We start from the raw sequence: 17,872 nt of genomic DNA, 5'->3' as shown, positions 1-17,872 counted from the left end.
AGGTGGTGTTTGAGTGATGAAGCGAAACAGATGGTGGATCATCCTTCTGCTTTTTCTTGTTTTCCTGCCGAAAACAAGCTTTGCTCACGCCTATATTGTTACATCTTCACCCGGGGAAAACAGCGAATTAAAAAGCGCTCCCGCACAGGTGGAAATCGAATTTAATGAACCGGTTGAAGAAGGGTTTCATTACATTAAAGTCTATAATTCAAACGGCGACCGGGTGGATACAGATAAAACTGAAATCAAAAAAAACAACAATCACATCATGGCGGTGAAGCTGAAAAAGGATCTGCCTCGTGATGTATACAGAGCGGAATGGAATGCTGTGTCCGCGGACGGGCATCCGGTCTCCGGCGTCATACCGTTCAGCATCGGGAAAGCGGAAGGCGGATTCAGCACCCAAAAAGCAGCCGGTTCAGCGCTTAATCCGGCAACAGCCGCAGACCGCGCGATTCTGTATACAGCCTTATCTCTATTTATCGGGACGGTTTTTTTCCATCTCTTCTGGTATAAAGGAGATTCAGAACAACTTGCCAAACGGACGAGACGTATCCTCATCATCTCGATCACCGCATTGGGGCTGGCGCTTTTGCTTCAGCTTCCGATTCAAACAAAAGCAAACGCGGGCGGCGGCTGGGGCAGCGCCTTCCAGCCGGACTACATCAGAGAAACACTGCTCAAAACAGCAGGCGGCACCATTTGGATCATTCAAGCCGCGCTGTACATGCTGCTTACGCTCTCTGTCATTCCTGCGATACGCAAAAACCGCTTTTCGTCCTTCGGATATTGGACAGCGCCGCTCATTTTCTTTTTCGGCCTCCTGCTCGCCAAAGCGTTTACCGGCCATGCGGCGGTCGTTGAAGAAAAAGCGGTCGGCATTTTGATGGATTTCCTACATTTATCATCCGCTTCCATCTGGGTCGGCGGAATAGCGGCACTCGTTTTGCTGCTCGCAAACGAATGGAAGCAGCCTGACAAAACGCTCGCATGGGAAACGGTAAGCCGGTTCTCTCCATGGGCGCTTACTGCGGTCGGCGTCATTTTGTTTTCAGGCTTGCTTAATGGATTTTTCATCATACGTTCGATGGATTCGCTGTTCCACACAGCGTACGGCCAAGCTCTTTTAGTGAAAAGCGGACTGTTTGTGTTGATGCTGGCCTTAGGCGCGGTTCATTTTCTGCTCACCAGAAAACAGCGCCGCGCAGGAATCAGCCGGACGGTGAAAGCGGAATGGGCAATCGGCATCACTGTATTGATCACAGCGGCCGTGTTTACCAGCCTGCCGAGCCCGCCTGAGCCCGTGCCGGAACCGTTCTACCAAACCAAAGCGATTGGGAACGGGCAAAGCGTTTCTCTCAGCATCAGTCCGAATCAGCCAGGCAAAAACGTATTTGATCTGCGAGTCACCGACCATAACGGCGACCCGGTGAAAAACATCCAGCAAATCACGTTAACCGTTTATAAAACAGGTCTGTCAGGCAGCGAAAACAAAAACACCTTTCAATTAAAAGAGAAAGAAAATGGCGTCTTCCAGGATGAAAATCTGTCCATTAATGAAAAAGGAAACTGGAAGATCAAAGTCCACGGTTTGACCGGTGACTTTAACGAAATCAATATCATGTTTACAAAAACCAATTAAAGGAGTGTTTTATGTTGTTTAAAAAAATCGCATGTACACTATGTTCAGCTATTGTCGGCTCACTTTTATTCTTTACGGCCTCTGCCAGCGCGCACGTTACTGTAAAGCCCGCTGAATCCGCTGCAGGCTCATGGGAAACCTATACAATGAAGGTTCCTTCTGAAAAAAACCTGCCGACAACAAAGGTTGTCCTCAAAATGCCGAAGGATGTTGAGTTCCAACAATACGAGCCGATTCCAGGCTGGAAGGTATCTACCCAGAAACACGATGATCAATCAGTTTCCGTCACATGGGAAGCAACTGACGGCGGCATTCAGGAAGGAGAGTTCCAGCGGTTTACCTTTGTTGCCAAAAACCCTGATAAAGCGGATGAAGCCGCTTGGGACGCATATCAATATTACAAAGACGGCAGCATTGTCGAGTGGACGGGTGACGAAAATGCCGATACGCCTCATTCTATTACACATATTACCGCCGCAAAGCAAGTAACAGATGAGCACGGCGCTACGAAAACGGAAGACGATTCCAAGGACACAGGCTCTTCAGCTCTCGACATCACAGCGATTGTGCTGTCTGCTGCAGCCATTATTTTATCTGTGGCAGCGCTTGTAAAGAAAAAGCGCGCCTAATGAAAAAAAGCGATCCAGAAGTATTTCTGGGTCGCTTTTTTGATTTATCCGCGTCCTGCCTGGAAGGAAGGATATTGGGTCATGCCGCCGTCCGCGAATAACGTGATGCCTGTGACGTAGCTTGATTCCTTCGAAGCAAGCCATACCGCTACTGCGGCGATTTCCTCCGGTTCGCCGATGTATCCCATCGGAATCATGCTTTCAACATCTGCTTTCTGTTTAGGGTCAGCGAATTTTTCGGCATTGATTGGCGTGTTGATCGCGCCCGGACCAATATTATTGACACGAATTCCCTTCGGCGCGTACTCCAACGCTAACGTTTCCGTCATTAGCTTAATCCCGCCTTTACTAGCCGCATAGTGGACAAATAACGGCCACGGAATCACTTCATGCACACTGGACATGTTGATGACATTTCCCTTGATATCGTGTTCTATGAAATATTTAATCGCTTCCCTGCTTCCTAAAAAAGCGCCGGTTAAGTTCGTGCTGATGACTTTATCCCAATCCTTCAGCGGCATTTCGTGAGAGGGGACAGGATTTTCAAGACCTGCATTATTAATCATAATATCGAGTGTGCCGAACTCTTTAATGGCAGTTTGCACAATATGTTTTACATCTTCCTCTTTCGTGACATCACCTTGGACAATAACGGCTTCACCGCCCGCCTTGACGACCGCTTCTTTTACCTCGTTTGGATCCTGCTTGTTACTGTAGTAGTTGATCACCACTTTTGCTTGCTCCTTGCCAAAGCGAATGGCCATGGCTTTCCCAAGACCCGATGCGGCTCCTGTAATGGCAACGACTTTCCCTTTTAAATCCGGATACATCTTTATCTTCCTCCAATTGTTATGAATTTGTTTTGGCGATTCCTAAAAATATGGCTGCCGCAATAATCAGGGCAATCCCAATTCCAATCCCTATAAGCTGGCGTTTTGTTTTCTTTTCACGCAGGATGAATATGCCGCCAAGCGTTGAAATGACAATTCCCATTTGTGAGAGGGAAAAGCTTGTCGCGACACCGACCTTCGGCTGAGAAATAAACAAAAACATATTTCCGCCTGCCCAGATTAAACCCGGGAGGATATTTCTGACTGCATATTTGTTAAAGGGTTTGTGCTTGTAGGTTAAAGCAAGTCCCCCGATTACCATCCCGATCGCCTGCGGCAAAAGAGCCGACCAGCCCGACACGTTGAATAACCTGGCAACGACCACATAGACCAAATAACCAAGCGTTGAGACAAGAAGAATCAATATGCCCTTTTTTAAATTGCTTGGCTCTCCCTCTTTTTTGCCTTTCTTATCTTCCAATGACGCGAGAATGATTCCCACGATGATAAAGATCAGAGCGAGAATGCCAAGCGTAATCGCAATTGGTGTAGACCATTCGCGAAATACAATCACACCGAACAGCGAGGTTGAAACGAGCTGCATCCCGGTGGAAATCGGCATTGTTTTGGACACACCCATCAATTCAATGCTTTTCAGCTGGTTTGCCTGTCCAAGAGACCAAAATAACCCGGATACGATGCCGACAATAAAAATACGCAGTGACAGAGCGGGCTGAACAAAAAAGTAAATGACGATAGACACAATGAGCGCTCCGATCGTCGTTCCGAGAGTCTGGCTGTACGGCCCGCCGCCTAATTTCACATTGAAGAGAACAATGCTCCCCCAAAACAAAGCCGGGAGAAGAGCCAATAATAAATCCATTGTTGGGGAACCTTCTTTCAAAATGTATTTGCTGTTATTTTGGCTGGAATTGTTGTGATTATTCGCCGGAACACAAAAAGAGCTGCCGGAAGATCCGGCAGCTCTAGGAGCTTGCATTTTATTACAAACCGATGGACATATATTTTGTTTCAAGGTAAGGTTCGATGCCTTCCGAACCGCCTTCGCGGCCGATTCCGCTTTCTTTCATTCCGCCGAATGGCGCTTGAACCGCTGACGGCCCGCCATCATTCCAGCCAATAATGCCGTACTCGAGATTCTCGGAAATATAGATGCCGCGGCGGTAGTTTTCTGTGAAGAAGTAAGCAGCCAAGCCGTACGGGGTATCGTTGGCAAGCTCAATCGCTTCATCAATATCAGAAAATGTGACGATCGGTGCAACCGGGCCGAATGTTTCCTCATGCATGATATTCATTGACGTATCCACATCGGTGAGCACTGTCGGGTTGACGAAGTAGCAGCCTTTGTCATCGTTTCGGTCATACGTGCCCCCTGCAAGAACCTTCGCTCCTTTTTCAACAGCATCATCAATTTGGCTGACGATTTTTTCAAAGCCTCTTTTGTTGATGATCGGGCCGACATTGACGCCTTCTTCAAGCCCGTTTCCGACTTTCAGCTTAGACACTTGCTCGCTCAGTTTCGCAGCAAATTCATCTTTGATGGATTCATGAACGATCAGGCGGTTGGCACATACACAGGTTTGGCCCGCGTTGCGGTATTTGGACACCATCGCTTGTTCAACGGCAAGATCAATATTTGCATCCTCATCCACGATCAGCGGTGCATGTCCGCCGAGCTCCATAGAGAGATGTTTCACGGTGTCCGCACTGTTTTTCATGAGGATTTTCCCGACCGGCGTCGATCCTGTGAACGTGATTTTGCGGATTTTTGGACTGCTTGTGAACACGTTCCCGATTTCTTCGCCGTCTCCGATGACAACCTGCAGAACATCTTTTGGAATGCCCGCTTCATATGCGAGCCGCGCAAGCTCATAGGCAGACAGCGGTGTGTCCGGTGCCGGCTTGATGATAAACGTACAGCCGGCGGCAAGAGCAGGCGCCGCTTTGCGTGTAATCATCGCATTCGGGAAATTCCATGGCGTGATGGCAGCAACCGGGCCGACTGGCTGGCGTGTGACGACAATTCGTTTGCCGGTTGTCGGAGCAGGAACCGTTCTTCCGTATAAACGCTTCGCTTCCTCTGCGAACCATTCGATATAACCTGCGCCATATAGGACCTCACCGACCGCTTCCTGATACGGTTTTCCGTTTTCCTTTGTAATTACATTTGCAAGTTCTTCTTTATGTTCAACAATCAGCTCATACCATCTTTTCAAAAGAGACGCTCTTTCATTCGCTGATGTTTTGGACCACGTTTTAAACGCTTGATGTGAACGTTCAATGGCTTCTTCTACTTCTTGGGCGGACTGCTGGGGAATCGTTTTGATCTCCTCGCCCGTAGCCGGGTTGTAGACCGTTAATTGATCTGGCATATTGAACATTCCTTTCTGTTTTATGATTACTTAAAATGATAGCAGACCCAGCCGTTTTCTTTCCAATGATTACGCTCGCAGGCCCGCCTCCAAGATGCTGAGCCCTTCATTCAGAAGGCTGTCTGAGATGACGAGCGGCGTCAGAAAGCGAATCATATTGATTCCCGCTGTCAGCAAAAGCAATCCGTTTTGATTCGCATACGCCGCAATCCCTGCCGCTTTCGCCTTATCAGGCTCTCGCGTGTCCAGATCCTTGACGATTTCGATTGCCGCCATTGCCCCGAGTCTCCCGGATATCACCGATGACGGGGATTCTCGCTTCCATTCATATGCCTTTCTTTCAATCATTTTGCCAATTTCTTCAGATCCCTCATTCAGCCCTTCTTCTTCAATGATATCCAAAACAGCTAAAGCCGCCGCATCAAGCAGTTCCGCACGGCCGATCACACCGCTTAACGGGAGGCCCGCCGCTAGTGATTTAGAAACCGTGATCATATCAGGAACAACATCAAAATGTTCAATGGCGAAATAAGTGCCTGTTCTGGCAAAACCGGTTTGAATTTCATCAGCTATATGGTTTTGCCGCCGGAGCTATTGCGGACATATAAACAGCGGGGCTATGATTTGCAGACATGTTCCTCGCTTACGCAGCGCGCCCTGCAGGAATTTATTGAATCCGGAGAAAATATCAGAAGCATATTAAGAAAATGAAGCAGCATTATAAAGAAAAGAGAGAGCGCCTGATCACCGCTTTAGAAACAAAGTTCAGAGGAGAGGTATCCGTACAAGGGGCAAATGCGGGACTGCATTTCATCACCGAATTTCATACAAGCCGCACCGAACAAGACATCCTGGCACATGCCGCCGGCCAGCAGCTCGAAATCTTCGGAATGAGCCGGTTTGGCTTGAAAGAAAACAAACGGCAAACAGGCCGGCCCGCTCTGATTATCGGCTTCGCGCGATTGAAGGAAGAAGACATTCAAGAGGGTGTCGAGAGGCTGTTCCGTGCTGTTTACGGGCATAAAAAAATCCCCGGTACAGGGGATTGATTCACCAGCGGTCCTGGTCCACATTCAGTACGGCTTCAAGCAGGCCGGGAAACGCCTTTTCAAGGTCTTCAGCGCGAAGCGAATAATACCGGCGCTTCCCTTCTATCCGAACTTGAGCGATGCCTGATTCTCTCAGTACTTTAAAATGATGCGACAAGGTCGACTTGGCAACCTGTACATCCGCACAGGTGCCGCACGTTTTTTCTTTCGCTTCAGCTAATTGCTTGACGAGCTCTAAACGAAGCGGATCACTCAGTGCGTGAAGAACCTTTGTCAACTGCAACGTTTCTGTTTCTGGATGGTTTGGAATGTTCATGACACAAATGTATCACACAACAATTAGAATGACAATTTTACTATTTGAGGGTTTTTCCTTTACCTCATTTTGAATACATGATACAGTTAGTTCGATGAAATTCGAACAATAAAATCAGCATAACGATGGAGGAGATTGACATGATCGTATTACAAGCTTACATCAAAGTAAAACCAGAAAAACGCGAGGAATTTTTGAACGAGGCGCAATCGCTTGTTCAGCATTCAAGAGCTGAGGAAGGCAACGCGCAATACGACCTATTTGAAAAAGTAGGCGAAGAAAATACATTTGTAATGCTTGAGCAATGGAAAGATGAAGCGGCGATGAAATTCCACAATGAAACTGCGCATTTCCAAGGATTTGTCGCAAAAGGAAAAGAACTGCTGAGCGCCCCTCTTGATGTTGTCCGCACAGAGCTTAGCGAGTAAAGAAAGGGTGTCCCATATGAATGAAGTCATCAAATCATTAACAGACCACCGTTCGATTCGCAGCTATACAGATGAGCCTGTATCCCAGGAACAATTGGACCACATCATTCAAGCGGTGCAAGCAGCCCCAACTTCGATCAACGGACAGCAAGTGACTGTGATCACAGTGCAGGATAAAGAACGCAAAAAGAAAATCTCCGAGCTGGCAGGCGGACAGCCTTGGATTGATCAGGCTCCTGTTTTCCTTCTGTTCTGCGCAGACTTCAACCGGGCTAAAATCGCGCTTGAAGATCTGCATGATTTCAATATGGAGATCACAAACGGTTTGGAATCTGTTCTTGTCGGCGCCGTAGACGCTGGTATCGCCCTTGGCACAGCGACAGCAGCTGCCGAATCCCTCGGATTGGGCACGGTACCGATCGGCGCGGTTCGCGGAAACCCTCAAGAGCTGATTGAACTGCTTGAGCTTCCAAAATACGTGTTCCCTGTATCCGGTCTTGTCATCGGCCATCCCGCAGACCGTTCGGCGAAAAAACCGCGTCTTCCACAGGAAGCCGTCAATCATCAGGAAACCTATTTGACTCAAGATGAGCTGACGTCCCACATCCAGACATATGACGAGACGATGTCTGAATATATGAAAGAGCGGACAAACGGAAAAGAAACAAGAAACTGGTCACAGGGCATCGCATCCTATTATGAGCGCCTGTACTATCCACACATCCGTGAAATGCTTGAAAAACAAGGATTTAAAGTTGAAAAATAAGCCTCACCCGGCCTGTCGGATTTTCCGGCGGGCCTTTTGATTGTCCGGTTAAAATCCATTGACTTCTATTTCGTTTATTTGGTAAAATTTTTTCATTGTTACTCATTGGTTTTGTGTGAACCAATGGGTTTTCTAATGTTCAGGAAAGAAGGAAGCCATGAGATGCTTGATAAAAAAACAGATATCTTGTTAGCTGCGAGAAAGCTGTTTTCGGAGAAGGATTTTACATCAGTTTCCATGCAGGCGATCGCAGAAGAATGTAAGATGTCAAAAGCTTCGATATATAAGCTGTTTCAGTCTAAGGAAGATCTGCTTTTAGAGCTGCTGGCATTTAACCAGAAGCAAATGGTGGCCGCGGCCTCAAGACTTCAGGAAAATACCGAGCTGACACCCGAGGAGCGTTTGATGCAAAAGGTCAAAATGGAGCTGGAAGGCTTCAGGCGGAATCAGCAATTTTTCAATATGCTGACCTACGGAGACCCCAAGCTGCATAATAACCGAGTCAAACAGCATATCCATCAGACCAGATCAACGATTATCCGCTGGCACCGCGATTCGCTGATTCAGGCATATGGAGAAACCATTCTCCCGTTCGTGTGGGATTTGGTCATCATTCTTCACGGCATGATGCGTGAGTTTGTCATGCTGATCAAAATAGAGGAAAAACCGCTTGAGCTTGACCCAATCGCAGCGTTTATCATCAGCACCCTCAATCAGCTTGTCAAAAACAAGGAAACCCGGAAGTCTCTCCTTCCTCCAGAAGCCATCGAGCTTTATATTCATTCAGCATCCTCCTGCAAACCAAAGGATAAATCAGCCCTGTTGTCGGAAACCCTGAAAGAATTATACCAAGGCATCTCTTCCCTGCCCGCCGCGGACTATGACGTAGATGAATTGACATCCGCAGCCGCCATGCTGGAAGAAGAAGCGAAGAAGGAAGAACCCCGCGCTTTTTTGCTCAAATCACTGATTGGCTATCTGGAACAAACCGGTGTTTTAACACAGCCCGTTTCGATGTTAAAAACACTGTTAATTACGTAAAGAAAAGAAGGGATATGTATTGGAAAAAAGTATTGCACCAAAACCTTTTAACCGTTCTATCATTGTCGGCATTTTATTAGCCGGGGCGTTTGTCGCGATCTTGAATCAGACGCTGTTAATTACCGCGCTTCCCCATATTATGAGGGAATTCAATGTAGATGCCAACCAAGCGCAATGGCTGACAACTTCATTTATGTTAACCAACGGGATTTTAATTCCGATCACCGCGTTTTTAATTGAGAAATTCACGAGCCGGACGCTGCTCATTACAGCAATGAGCATTTTTACTGCCGGAACAGTTGTCGGAGCGTTCGCGCCGAACTTTCCGGTTCTTCTGACAGCGCGTATCATTCAAGCAGCTGGTGCCGGTATTATGATGCCGCTCATGCAGACCGTATTTTTGACAATCTTTCCGATTGAAAAGCGCGGCCAAGCGATGGGTATGGTCGGATTGGTCATCTCGTTCGCGCCTGCGATCGGACCAACGCTTTCCGGATGGGCAGTCGAAGCTTTCTCTTGGAGATCTCTGTTTTATATCATTCTTCCATTTGCTGTGATTGATTTGCTTCTTGCCAGCATCCTAATGAAGAACGTGACGACTTTAAGAAAGACACAGATTGATATTTTATCAGTCATCCTATCGACATTTGGATTCGGCGGCCTTCTGTACGGCTTCTCAAGCGTCGGCTCTTACGGCTGGACCAGTTCAACCGTCTTGATTTCACTGCTGGTGGGTGTCGTCGCACTGATCTTGTTTATTACGAGACAAATGAAGCTTGAAAAACCGATGCTGGAATTCCGCGTCTTCACGTTTGGCGTGTTCAGCTTAACAACACTGCTTGGAACGCTTGTCTTTGCACTATTGATCGGTACGGAAACCATCCTGCCGCTTTATACACAAAACGTCAGAGACGTCACAGCTTTTGATACAGGACTCATGCTTCTTCCGGGAGCCATTGTGATGGGCTTCATGTCACCGATCATCGGCAGAATCTTTGACCGTGTCGGCGGAAGAGGGCTGGCGATCGCTGGTTTCTGCATCATCTTCCTGACATCGCTGCCGTTTATGCAGCTGACCGACCATACGTCACTCGCTTGGATTGTTATGTTGTATACCGTTCGTCTCTTAGGTACCGCCATGATCATGATGCCCGTGACCACTGCCGGAATCAACGCGTTGCCGCGCCACCTGATCCCGCATGGAACAGCGATGAACAACACCATCCGCCAAGTCGGCGGCTCGATCGGAACCGCACTATTGGTATCCGTCATGAGCAACCAAGCGGCACACGCAGGCACGACAAATGCGAAACACGCAGCCCTGCACGGCATGAACGCCGCATTTCTTGTGGCAACCTGCATCGCGCTTGCCGGCTTCCTTCTCTCTTTTACATTAAAGAAACCTCAGCGCCCTGCCGAACAGCAGCCCGCACGCTGATCCATAAAAAAAGAGCCCCGCTTTTAAGCGGAGGCTCATTTTTTCACTTCTCTAAACCGTCTTTCACTTCTTTAATCATTTGCGTCATAGACTCAAGTCCGCCTCCTGATAAGTACCAAGTAGCAGAATCAAGGTAAACGACGTGATCATTTTTCACTGCGTTTACGTTTTTCACATAATCGTTTTCAACAACTTGTTTTGTAGATGATGTTTCTCCGATCGCTGTACCGCGGTCAATGACAAACAGATAATCCGGGTTCGTTTTTGAAATGTACTCATAAGAAACGCTTTGTCCGTGAGTAGACGCTTTGATGTTTTTATCAGCCGGTGTCACGCCGAATACGTCGTGGATCAAGCCGTATCTTGATTTAGAACCGAACGCGCTGATTTTTCCGTCGTTCGCCATGATGACAAGACCGTTTTTGTTAAGCTTTTCAGCTGTTTTCTTAAGGTCTGCAATTGAGCTATCAATTGTTGCAAGTTCATCTTTTACTTCTTTTTCTTTATCAAAGATCTTACCGATTGTTTCCGCGTCTGACTTAAATGACTCCATGTATTTCGCTGTGTCCACGCCAAGGTAAATCGTCGGCGCGATATCAGAGAATTCTTTGTATGACTCAGATTGTCTTCCTGAAATAATGATCAGATCAGGGTCTATTTCAGCCACTTTTTCAAAGTCTGGCTCTTTTAAGCTTCCGACATCAGCATATTTGTCATCTTTGAATTGGGACAGATACTTAGGAAGGGCTTGTTTCGGCAGGCCCGCCACTTTATCATCAAGACCGAGTTTATCTAACGTATCTAAGCTTCCAAAATCAAATACGACGACTTTTTTAGGATTCTTTGGCACTTTTGTGCCGTCTTTGTCCAGCTGGTGTTTCACTGTGATTTGTTCATTCTTTGAATCAGAACCTTTGCTGCTGCTTGTGCTTTGGTTTCCGCATGCGGAAATGACAACTGCCGTTACCAACGCGATGAATAGTAATGCGAACTTTTTCATGCTCCTCACCTCTTCTATATATTAAGAAAAATAAACACCTATTCTTTGATGATCAATTGTCTGAATCGGGATGGTCATATCGTAAATTTCCTCAAGCACAGAGGTTTCAATAATCTCCTCAGGCGGCCCCTCTTTTACGATTCGGCCGTCCTTCAAGGCCACGATATGATCGGAGTAGACGGATGCGAAATTGATATCATGAATCACGATCACGATTGTTTTTCCTAGCTCCTCTACCAGCCGTTTCAGCAGTTTCATAATTTCAACTGAATGTTTCATATCCAGGTTGTTCAGCGGCTCATCCAGAAAAATATAATCGGTGTCCTGGGCAATGACCATTGCGATAAATGCCCTTTGGCACTGTCCGCCGCTCAGCTGATCCAGGTATTTGTCCTGAATGTCTTCCAGCTTCATATAGCCGAGCGCCTGGTTGATATGAACCCAGTCCTCCTCTGTCAGCCGGCCTTGTGAGTACGGAAATCTGCCGAAGCTGACAAGATCTTTGATGGTGAGCCTAATGTTGATTTGGTTCGCCTGCTTCAAAATGCTCATTTTTTTAGCAAGCTCTTTACTGTCGCAGGATCCAATCTCTTGGCCGTCTATGAAAATCTCGCCGGAGTCTTTTTTGATCAGGCGGCTCATCAAAGACAGCAGCGTGCTTTTGCCAGCGCCGTTAGGCCCGATAAACGAGGTGATTTTGCCTTTTTGAATCGTGACTGACGTCTCTTCAAGGACAACTTTCCCCCCATATTGTTTGCTTACTTTTTTGACCTCTACCATGATTTATTCTCCTTTAACAGCAAGTAGATAAAATAAATCCCGCCGGCAAAATTGATAATGACGCTCAGCGTCGTTGAGAAGGTAAATACTTTCTCAACCACAAATTGTCCTCCCACCAGGGCGATGATGCTGATCAAGACGGAGCCTGCGATTAAGTATGAGTGCTTATATGTATTCAAGAATTCTCTCGCCAGGTTGACGACAAGAAGCCCTAAAAACATAATCGGCCCGACTAGCGCTGTTGAAACAGAAACAAGGATCGCAACCACGACCAGCATCTGCTTCACCACTTTGTCGTAGTCAATGCCCAAATTCACGGCGTGCTCGCGACCGAGCGACAGCACGTCAAAAAACTTCGTAAAACGCCAGACATAAACGCCTGTCAGCAGGAAGATGATGAACGCAAGCCATAACAAATCCGTATTAATGTTGTTAAAGCTGGCAAACATCTTGTCCTGCACAACTTGAAACTCATTCGGGTCAATCAGCATCTGCATAAAGGAAGACAGGCTGCCAAACAGCGTGCCAAACACGATGCCGACGAGCAGAAGGAAAAAGATATTTCTCCCCTCTCCCTTGAACATGAGCTGATACAAAACTAGAGAAAACACGATCATCAGCAGAACAGAGATGATAAAGTTCATGTTTTTATTCATGATGACCATATTTGCAGAACCGAACAAAAAGATGATGCCGGTCTGAATCAGCATGTAGAGAGAATCTAGGCCCAAGATGCCCGGTGTCAGAATGCGGTTGTTCGTAATCGTTTGAAAGATCATCGTCGAAAACGCAATCGCTCCCCCCGTCAGCACAATGGCGGCGACCTTTTTGATTCTTCTCGGCAGGGTGTAATCCCAATTGCCTACATCATAAAATAGAAATAAGCCGATACATACAATGGATAAACCAACGAGCAACGCAATTTTCACCTGGTTACGCATACGCTTTTCTCCTTAACAGCATAAACAGGAAAATGCCGCTGCCGATGATTCCGACCATCAGGCCAATCGAGATTTCATAAGGGAAGATAATGATTCTGCCCAATATATCACAAAACAGCACAAAAACCGCTCCCAACAGCGCCGTGTGCGGCAGGCTGTTCTTCAAATTGTCTCCTCTGTACATCGATACAATATTCGGGATGATTAAACCGAGAAACGGAAGCATACCGACAGTCAAAATGACAAGAGACGTGATCAGGGACACGATCATGAGCCCGATGTTCACAACTCGTTTATACTTGAGGCCGAGGTTGACAGAAAAGCTTTCTCCCATACCGGCCACTGTAAATTTATCCGCATAGAAATAGGCAATGATGACGAGCGGAATACTCAGATAAAGAAGCTCGTATCTTCCTTTCACGACTAAAGAGAAGTCTCCCTGAAGCCATGATGACACATTTTGGATCAAGTCATATTTATATGCGATAAATGTCGCGATGGAACTGACGATATTCCCGAGCATTAAACCGACAAGCGGAATAAAGATGGTGTCGTTGAACTTGATTCTTTCAAGAATTTTCATAAACAGAAAATTCCCTGCAAGGGCAAAGACAAACGCGACCAGCATTTTGATTAAAGGACTGGCGGATGTAAACAGCAGCAAAGAAATTAAAATGCCAAGCCTCGCCCAATCCACCGTGCCCGCCGTTGTTGGTGACACGAATTTGTTTCTGCTGATCTGCTGCATAATCAAACCGCAAATGCTCATGCTTAAGCCCGCGATAAGAATGCTGACCAATCGCGGCAAACGGCTTGCAAACAGCGTTGATGCCTCTTGTTTGCTTAAATCGAAGAGATCAAGCGGCGACAGATCTTCTACGCCGATAAACACAGATGTGATTGCTAATATGATAAGTAGAATAAATAAGTAACGTAGCTTCATGCTGCCTCCTTACAATCCTTACAGCAAAAAGAACGTATCTCCTACTTCCGCAAGGACTCAAAACAATATGGCCATATAGTAATTGATTATCATTATCATTTACAATATTACCATTTTTCTAGTGTTAGTCAATATTCTTTCAAAATATTAATGTAGTCATTTATTCAATTTTACTAATCATTCGATTCATTTTCCATCCCAAATCGTTAGGCTGTTTACCATATTTATCTTCACCACGCATGTATGCGGTCAGTAAACCTGACATTAATCCTCGTGGAAAACACAAATGTTCATTACAGAAAGAAATTATCCTTGATTTACAGGACTGAAAGAGAGATAATGTATACTAAATTTATTTGAAAATTTTAAACATTAGGAGATGTGAACATGAAGGTCGTTAAATTCGGAGGCAGCTCACTTGCTTCAGGTGCCCAACTTGAAAAGGTGTTTCACATCGTAACCTCAGACCCGGCACGGAAAGCTGTCGTCGTTTCAGCTCCGGGAAAACGCTATGCTGAGGATACGAAAGTGACTGATCTCTTAATCGCATGTGCAGAACAATATTTGGCATCAGGCAGCGCCCCTGAATTGGCGGAAGCTGTTATGGAACGGTATGCCCTCATCGCCAATGAGCTTCAGTTGGAGCAAAGCATTATCGAAAAAATCCGCGATGATCTGTATACGCTTTTAGAAGGAGAGCAAAACAATCCCGAGCAATATCTTGACGCAGTCAAAGCTAGCGGAGAGGATAACAACGCCAAGCTGATCGCCGCCTATTTCCGCCATAAAGGCGTCAAAGCGGAATATGTCAACCCGAAGGATGCCGGCCTTTTTGTGACAAATGAACCCGGCAACGCACAAGTTCTTCCTGAATCCTATGAAAATCTCTATCGTCTTCGGGAACGTGACGGCCTTATTATTTTTCCCGGTTTTTTCGGGTTCAGCAAGACTGGCGATGTGATCACATTCTCACGGAGCGGTTCTGATATTACGGGTTCCATTCTTGCCAACGGGCTTCAAGCCGATTTGTACGAAAACTTTACAGACGTAGACGCTGTGTACTCTGTCAATCCGTCCTTCGTTAAAAATCCCAAGGAAATCAGCGAGCTGACATATAGAGAGATGCGGGAGCTGTCCTACGCGGGGTTTTCAGTGTTTCATGACGAAGCGCTCATTCCGGCGTTTAGAGCGGGGATTCCCGTGCAAATCAAAAATACGAATAACCCGTCAGCCCAAGGCACCCGCGTCGTCAGCAAGCGGGATAACACAAACGGCCCTGTCGTCGGCATCGCCAGCGATACAGGCTTTTGCAGCATTTATATCAGCAAGTATTTAATGAACAGAGAAATCGGATTTGGCCGCAGAGCCCTTCAAATCCTCGAGGAGCATGGTTTGACGTATGAGCATGTTCCATCGGGTATTGATGACATGACCATCATCTTGCGCGAGGATCAAATGGATACTGCCGCCGAACGCAGCGTGATTAAACAGATCGAAAAGGACCTGCAGGCCGACGAAGTCATTGTCGAGCATCATCTCGCACTGATTATGGTTGTTGGAGAAGCGATGCGCCACAATGTCGGCACAACGGCAAGAGCGGCCAAAGCATTATCAGAGGCAAATGTGAATATTGAAATGATCAATCAGGGATCTTCTGAGGTAAGCATGATGTTCGGCGTAAAAGAAGCCGAAGAAAGAAAAGCCGTTCAAGCGTTATATCAGGAATTTTTCGCAGGCGTGCTGATCTCTTAGTTACATAAATAGCGGGCGCAAACATCCCGCTATTTTTTATGCGGCCTGGCTCATAGCCAAATTGTCCATTTTTTCTCTTGTCCACTAATGGCCCTGTCAAATGGATCTGTTGCGCATATCTTATAGTATCCATGATAGGGAGGTGGAGCCTTATGTCAGGATACACTGGCGGCGGCGGTTACAATAATTCATTCGCTTTAATCGTTGTATTGTTTATTCTTTTGATTATTGTTGGAGCGGCATATGTAGGCGGCGGCTTCTACTAAACCTTTTTCACTTACCTCATAGGCGCCGTAAGACTAAAATTAGTCTTACGGCGTTTTTGTTTTGATATGTCTATACCCAATCCTCTTCTGGCCATTGCGCATATAATAAGGTAATCTCACAAGGAGGTGGCACAAGATGTCAGGTTATGGAGGAAACTCATTTGCTTTGATCGTTGTGTTATTTATCCTCTTGATTATTGTGGGTACTGCGTTTTATAACGGAGGATACTAAGAAAATATTCTCCATGGAAGGGCAGCGCCGAAAGAGACATGTCTTGCGGCGCTGTTTCTGTAAAAAACCCCTTCTCGCAATGAGAAGGGGCTGGTTTTTATGTCATTCCTCTTTCCGCCACATGAAAGTCGGGTGCTTCCGCGTTAGCAGAGACGCCGGCTGCTGTAAAAATCGCAGCTGCGGCTAAACAAATAACAAACAACTTAGATTTCAATTTCATACAAACCTTCACTCCTTTGTATTTGTTTTCTTGCCTCTTCAACTTGTAAAAAGTAGGAAGCAGACAGTTTGAACCATTTCTGTTCATAGTAATATTTTGCTACTTCTAGGGCTAAATCCTCTATATCAGCGTACATATTTTTATTTTTTAAGTATTGGAAACATCGATCGATTCCTTCTTCATTGGGCTGTTGCTGATATAGGGATTGCAAAAACTCGAATTTTACCGCGTAGTCTGCATCGTCTGTTTCTTTAGCATATTCATAGCCCCGCTTGTGATATGCCGAAGCTTTATCATGTTTTCCCCGTTTATAATAAATCAGGGTGATTAAAAAATAGGCTTGCGGCAGTGAATTGATGATCCGGCTGCTTTCAAACGTGGAGACCGCTTTTTCAAAGTAGTCAATAGCAGGGTCAATAAGGTCTTGATTGTAATAGCATAATCCGAGATTGTAGTATGCCCTTCCGACCAACTGGGCTTTTTGTTCTGCTTCGGCCATATCGAGCGCCAATTTGAAATGGCGTGCGGCTTGTTCAAAATTCCTTTCATCCATCAGGTTGACCCCGAAGACGAAATGGCATTGAATGATTCTCACATTATAGGTTTCCTGCTCCACATAAATTTCATAGGCGTTTTTTATATTAATCAGTGAAAAGTACGTTTGCTTCATATAATAATAAGCTTCCGCGATTTTAAAATAGAATTCAGCACGCTCAATATGGTCTGCGACAAAGGATAGCTTTTTTTCCGCCTGTTTATAATATGTAATCGCCGAAATAAATTCCCGCTTATCAAACTCATACATCCCGCGGAAAAAATTCACATAATAGTCGAGCAGCCCTTTGAGATCCGCCTGGTTGCTGTCAATGTTTCTTGATAATTCAGACAGGCTTGGCTGGTCCTCGATATTTAACTTCTCTAACGGCTCAAGATAATCAAGCATAAGCTGGTGGCGGAATTCCATTAGTGAATAATAAAGCAGCAAGTTGGAATCATGCTGCATGTGTTTCAGTTCCTGCTGGATTTCAGCTTTCAACACTTCGGCATCCGGCACGCTGAATGTGCGGATATATTTGTACCACTCGTTAATTTTTTGACCGACCGCTGAAGAAGGAATTACCCCGCTCTTCATTCCTTCACCCTCTCCCATCAAAAACTGTTTATGTCATATTTTATCATGTTTAGAGACCCTCCCACCCCGAAAAA

The 17,872-nt window shown here is 46.0% G+C and carries 19 protein-coding genes and 2 pseudogenes; 10 read left to right on the top strand and 11 right to left on the bottom strand.

Going from position 1 to position 17,872, the window contains the following annotated elements; translation table 11 throughout:
• The first annotated feature begins 16 nt into the window (after nucleotides 1-16).
• Nucleotides 17-1,642, top strand: coding sequence for a copper resistance CopC/CopD family protein (locus M1D98_RS02240; protein WP_456279960.1), 1,626 nt, complete (start codon nucleotides 17-19; stop codon nucleotides 1,640-1,642).
• A 14-nt stretch (nucleotides 1,643-1,656) separates the two neighbouring features.
• Nucleotides 1,657-2,271: a YcnI family copper-binding membrane protein gene (locus M1D98_RS02235; RefSeq protein ID WP_121643699.1), complete on the top strand. Its 615-nt coding sequence runs from the start codon at nucleotides 1,657-1,659 to the stop codon at nucleotides 2,269-2,271.
• Between the two features lie 44 nt (nucleotides 2,272-2,315).
• On the opposite strand, the gene gdh is transcribed toward M1D98_RS02235, so the two are convergent.
• The 4 genes and pseudogenes from gdh to M1D98_RS02215 form a co-directional block, all read right to left on the bottom strand.
• Nucleotides 2,316-3,101: a glucose 1-dehydrogenase gene (gene gdh / locus M1D98_RS02230; RefSeq protein ID WP_268551003.1), complete on the bottom strand. Its 786-nt coding sequence runs from the start codon at nucleotides 3,099-3,101 to the stop codon at nucleotides 2,316-2,318.
• Nucleotides 3,102-3,120: 19 nt separating this feature from the next.
• The gene (gene glcU, locus M1D98_RS02225; protein ID WP_010330812.1) at nucleotides 3,121-3,984 is read right to left on the bottom strand and encodes a glucose uptake protein GlcU; all 864 of its coding nucleotides are present in this window, start codon (nucleotides 3,982-3,984) and stop codon (nucleotides 3,121-3,123) included.
• Nucleotides 3,985-4,105: 121 nt separating this feature from the next.
• Nucleotides 4,106-5,494 (bottom strand): succinate-semialdehyde dehydrogenase, encoded by a 1,389-nt coding sequence (gene gabD / locus M1D98_RS02220; protein WP_456279959.1) that lies wholly within the window; start codon nucleotides 5,492-5,494, stop codon nucleotides 4,106-4,108.
• Nucleotides 5,495-5,563: 69 nt separating this feature from the next.
• Nucleotides 5,564-6,067 (bottom strand): annotated as a pseudogene (locus M1D98_RS02215) (aminotransferase class III-fold pyridoxal phosphate-dependent enzyme); the annotation flags it as partial.
• On the opposite strand from M1D98_RS02215, the pseudogene M1D98_RS02210 reads away from it, so the two are divergent.
• A pseudogene (locus M1D98_RS02210) lies at nucleotides 6,059-6,543 on the top strand (GntR family transcriptional regulator); the annotation flags it as partial. The pseudogenes M1D98_RS02215 and M1D98_RS02210 sit on opposite strands and share 9 nt — an antisense overlap.
• A 1-nt stretch (nucleotide 6,544) precedes the next feature.
• On the opposite strand, the gene M1D98_RS02205 reads toward M1D98_RS02210, so the two are convergent.
• On the bottom strand, nucleotides 6,545-6,859 hold the full coding sequence (locus M1D98_RS02205; protein ID WP_010330808.1) for an ArsR/SmtB family transcription factor: 315 nt from the start codon (nucleotides 6,857-6,859) through the stop codon (nucleotides 6,545-6,547).
• A 140-nt stretch (nucleotides 6,860-6,999) separates the two neighbouring features.
• On the opposite strand from M1D98_RS02205, the gene M1D98_RS02200 reads away from it, so the two are divergent.
• From M1D98_RS02200 to M1D98_RS02185, 4 genes are all read left to right on the top strand, one after another.
• A complete protein-coding gene (locus M1D98_RS02200; protein WP_019713321.1) occupies nucleotides 7,000-7,287 on the top strand; it encodes a putative quinol monooxygenase in 288 nt (95 codons plus the stop codon).
• A gap of 16 nt (nucleotides 7,288-7,303) precedes the next feature.
• Complete coding sequence (locus tag M1D98_RS02195) at nucleotides 7,304-8,053, top strand: NADPH-dependent oxidoreductase (RefSeq protein WP_010330806.1); 750 nt, start codon at nucleotides 7,304-7,306, stop codon at nucleotides 8,051-8,053.
• 162 nt (nucleotides 8,054-8,215) lie between these two features.
• Nucleotides 8,216-9,094 (top strand): TetR/AcrR family transcriptional regulator, encoded by an 879-nt coding sequence (locus M1D98_RS02190; protein ID WP_121641894.1) that lies wholly within the window; start codon nucleotides 8,216-8,218, stop codon nucleotides 9,092-9,094.
• A gap of 19 nt (nucleotides 9,095-9,113) precedes the next feature.
• A complete protein-coding gene (locus M1D98_RS02185; protein WP_456279958.1) occupies nucleotides 9,114-10,532 on the top strand; it encodes an MDR family MFS transporter in 1,419 nt (472 codons plus the stop codon).
• A gap of 43 nt (nucleotides 10,533-10,575) precedes the next feature.
• On the opposite strand, the gene M1D98_RS02180 is transcribed toward M1D98_RS02185, so the two are convergent.
• Genes M1D98_RS02180 through yclN form a run of 4 tightly spaced genes read right to left on the bottom strand, consistent with a single transcriptional unit; the run spans nucleotide 10,576 to nucleotide 14,196 of the window.
• Complete coding sequence (locus tag M1D98_RS02180) at nucleotides 10,576-11,532, bottom strand: siderophore ABC transporter substrate-binding protein (RefSeq protein ID WP_268551000.1); 957 nt, start codon at nucleotides 11,530-11,532, stop codon at nucleotides 10,576-10,578.
• 21 nt (nucleotides 11,533-11,553) lie between these two features.
• On the bottom strand, nucleotides 11,554-12,312 hold the full coding sequence (gene yclP, locus M1D98_RS02175; RefSeq protein WP_456279957.1) for a petrobactin ABC transporter ATP-binding protein YclP: 759 nt from the start codon (nucleotides 12,310-12,312) through the stop codon (nucleotides 11,554-11,556).
• A complete protein-coding gene (yclO, locus tag M1D98_RS02170) occupies nucleotides 12,306-13,253 on the bottom strand; it encodes a petrobactin ABC transporter permease YclO (protein ID WP_010330801.1) in 948 nt (315 codons plus the stop codon). The genes yclP and yclO overlap by 7 nt, the downstream gene beginning before the upstream one ends.
• The gene (yclN, locus tag M1D98_RS02165; protein WP_010330800.1) at nucleotides 13,246-14,196 is read right to left on the bottom strand and encodes a petrobactin ABC transporter permease YclN; all 951 of its coding nucleotides are present in this window, start codon (nucleotides 14,194-14,196) and stop codon (nucleotides 13,246-13,248) included. Before yclN ends, yclO begins: the two co-directional genes overlap by 8 nt.
• 387 nt (nucleotides 14,197-14,583) lie before the next feature.
• On the opposite strand from yclN, the gene M1D98_RS02160 reads away from it, so the two are divergent.
• The 3 genes from M1D98_RS02160 (at nucleotide 14,584) to M1D98_RS02150 (ending at nucleotide 16,446) form a co-directional block, all read left to right on the top strand.
• Complete coding sequence (locus tag M1D98_RS02160; RefSeq protein WP_121641891.1) at nucleotides 14,584-15,948, top strand: aspartate kinase; 1,365 nt, start codon at nucleotides 14,584-14,586, stop codon at nucleotides 15,946-15,948.
• Between the two features lie 152 nt (nucleotides 15,949-16,100).
• A complete protein-coding gene (locus M1D98_RS02155) occupies nucleotides 16,101-16,214 on the top strand; it encodes a YjcZ family sporulation protein (RefSeq protein WP_039075856.1) in 114 nt (37 codons plus the stop codon).
• Between the two features lie 136 nt (nucleotides 16,215-16,350).
• Nucleotides 16,351-16,446 (top strand): YjcZ family sporulation protein, encoded by a 96-nt coding sequence (locus tag M1D98_RS02150; protein WP_026014550.1) that lies wholly within the window; start codon nucleotides 16,351-16,353, stop codon nucleotides 16,444-16,446.
• Between the two features lie 97 nt (nucleotides 16,447-16,543).
• On the opposite strand, the gene phrC is transcribed toward M1D98_RS02150, so the two are convergent.
• Nucleotides 16,544-16,666, bottom strand: coding sequence for a phosphatase RapC inhibitor PhrC (phrC, locus tag M1D98_RS02145; protein WP_010330797.1), 123 nt, complete (start codon nucleotides 16,664-16,666; stop codon nucleotides 16,544-16,546).
• Nucleotides 16,650-17,798 (bottom strand): response regulator aspartate phosphatase RapC, encoded by a 1,149-nt coding sequence (gene rapC / locus M1D98_RS02140; RefSeq protein WP_268523683.1) that lies wholly within the window; start codon nucleotides 17,796-17,798, stop codon nucleotides 16,650-16,652. Before rapC ends, phrC begins: the two co-directional genes overlap by 17 nt.
• Between the last annotated feature and the right edge of the window lie 74 nt (nucleotides 17,799-17,872).

The sequence above is a fragment of the Bacillus sp. K7 genome (assembly GCF_053903245.1).
This window is presented reverse-complemented; position numbering and strand designations above follow the sequence as displayed.

Coding starts and splice junctions, on each gene's coding strand:
- M1D98_RS02240 (WP_456279960.1), top strand. CDS start 17: ATGAAGCGAAACAGATGGTGGATCATCCTTCTGCTTTTTCTTGTTTTC.
- gdh (WP_268551003.1), bottom strand. CDS start 3,101: ATGTATCCGGATTTAAAAGGGAAAGTCGTTGCCATTACAGGAGCCGCA.
- glcU (WP_010330812.1), bottom strand. CDS start 3,984: ATGGATTTATTATTGGCTCTTCTCCCGGCTTTGTTTTGGGGGAGCATT.
- gabD (WP_456279959.1), bottom strand. CDS start 5,494: ATGCCAGATCAATTAACGGTCTACAACCCGGCTACGGGCGAGGAGATC.
- M1D98_RS02205 (WP_010330808.1), bottom strand. CDS start 6,859: ATGAACATTCCAAACCATCCAGAAACAGAAACGTTGCAGTTGACAAAG.
- M1D98_RS02200 (WP_019713321.1), top strand. CDS start 7,000: ATGATCGTATTACAAGCTTACATCAAAGTAAAACCAGAAAAACGCGAG.
- M1D98_RS02195 (WP_010330806.1), top strand. CDS start 7,304: ATGAATGAAGTCATCAAATCATTAACAGACCACCGTTCGATTCGCAGC.
- M1D98_RS02190 (WP_121641894.1), top strand. CDS start 8,216: ATGCTTGATAAAAAAACAGATATCTTGTTAGCTGCGAGAAAGCTGTTT.
- M1D98_RS02180 (WP_268551000.1), bottom strand. CDS start 11,532: ATGAAAAAGTTCGCATTACTATTCATCGCGTTGGTAACGGCAGTTGTC.
- yclP (WP_456279957.1), bottom strand. CDS start 12,312: ATGGTAGAGGTCAAAAAAGTAAGCAAACAATATGGGGGGAAAGTTGTC.
- yclO (WP_010330801.1), bottom strand. CDS start 13,253: ATGCGTAACCAGGTGAAAATTGCGTTGCTCGTTGGTTTATCCATTGTA.
- yclN (WP_010330800.1), bottom strand. CDS start 14,196: ATGAAGCTACGTTACTTATTTATTCTACTTATCATATTAGCAATCACA.
- M1D98_RS02160 (WP_121641891.1), top strand. CDS start 14,584: ATGAAGGTCGTTAAATTCGGAGGCAGCTCACTTGCTTCAGGTGCCCAA.
- M1D98_RS02155 (WP_039075856.1), top strand. CDS start 16,101: ATGTCAGGATACACTGGCGGCGGCGGTTACAATAATTCATTCGCTTTA.
- M1D98_RS02150 (WP_026014550.1), top strand. CDS start 16,351: ATGTCAGGTTATGGAGGAAACTCATTTGCTTTGATCGTTGTGTTATTT.
- phrC (WP_010330797.1), bottom strand. CDS start 16,666: ATGAAATTGAAATCTAAGTTGTTTGTTATTTGTTTAGCCGCAGCTGCG.
- rapC (WP_268523683.1), bottom strand. CDS start 17,798: ATGAAGAGCGGGGTAATTCCTTCTTCAGCGGTCGGTCAAAAAATTAAC.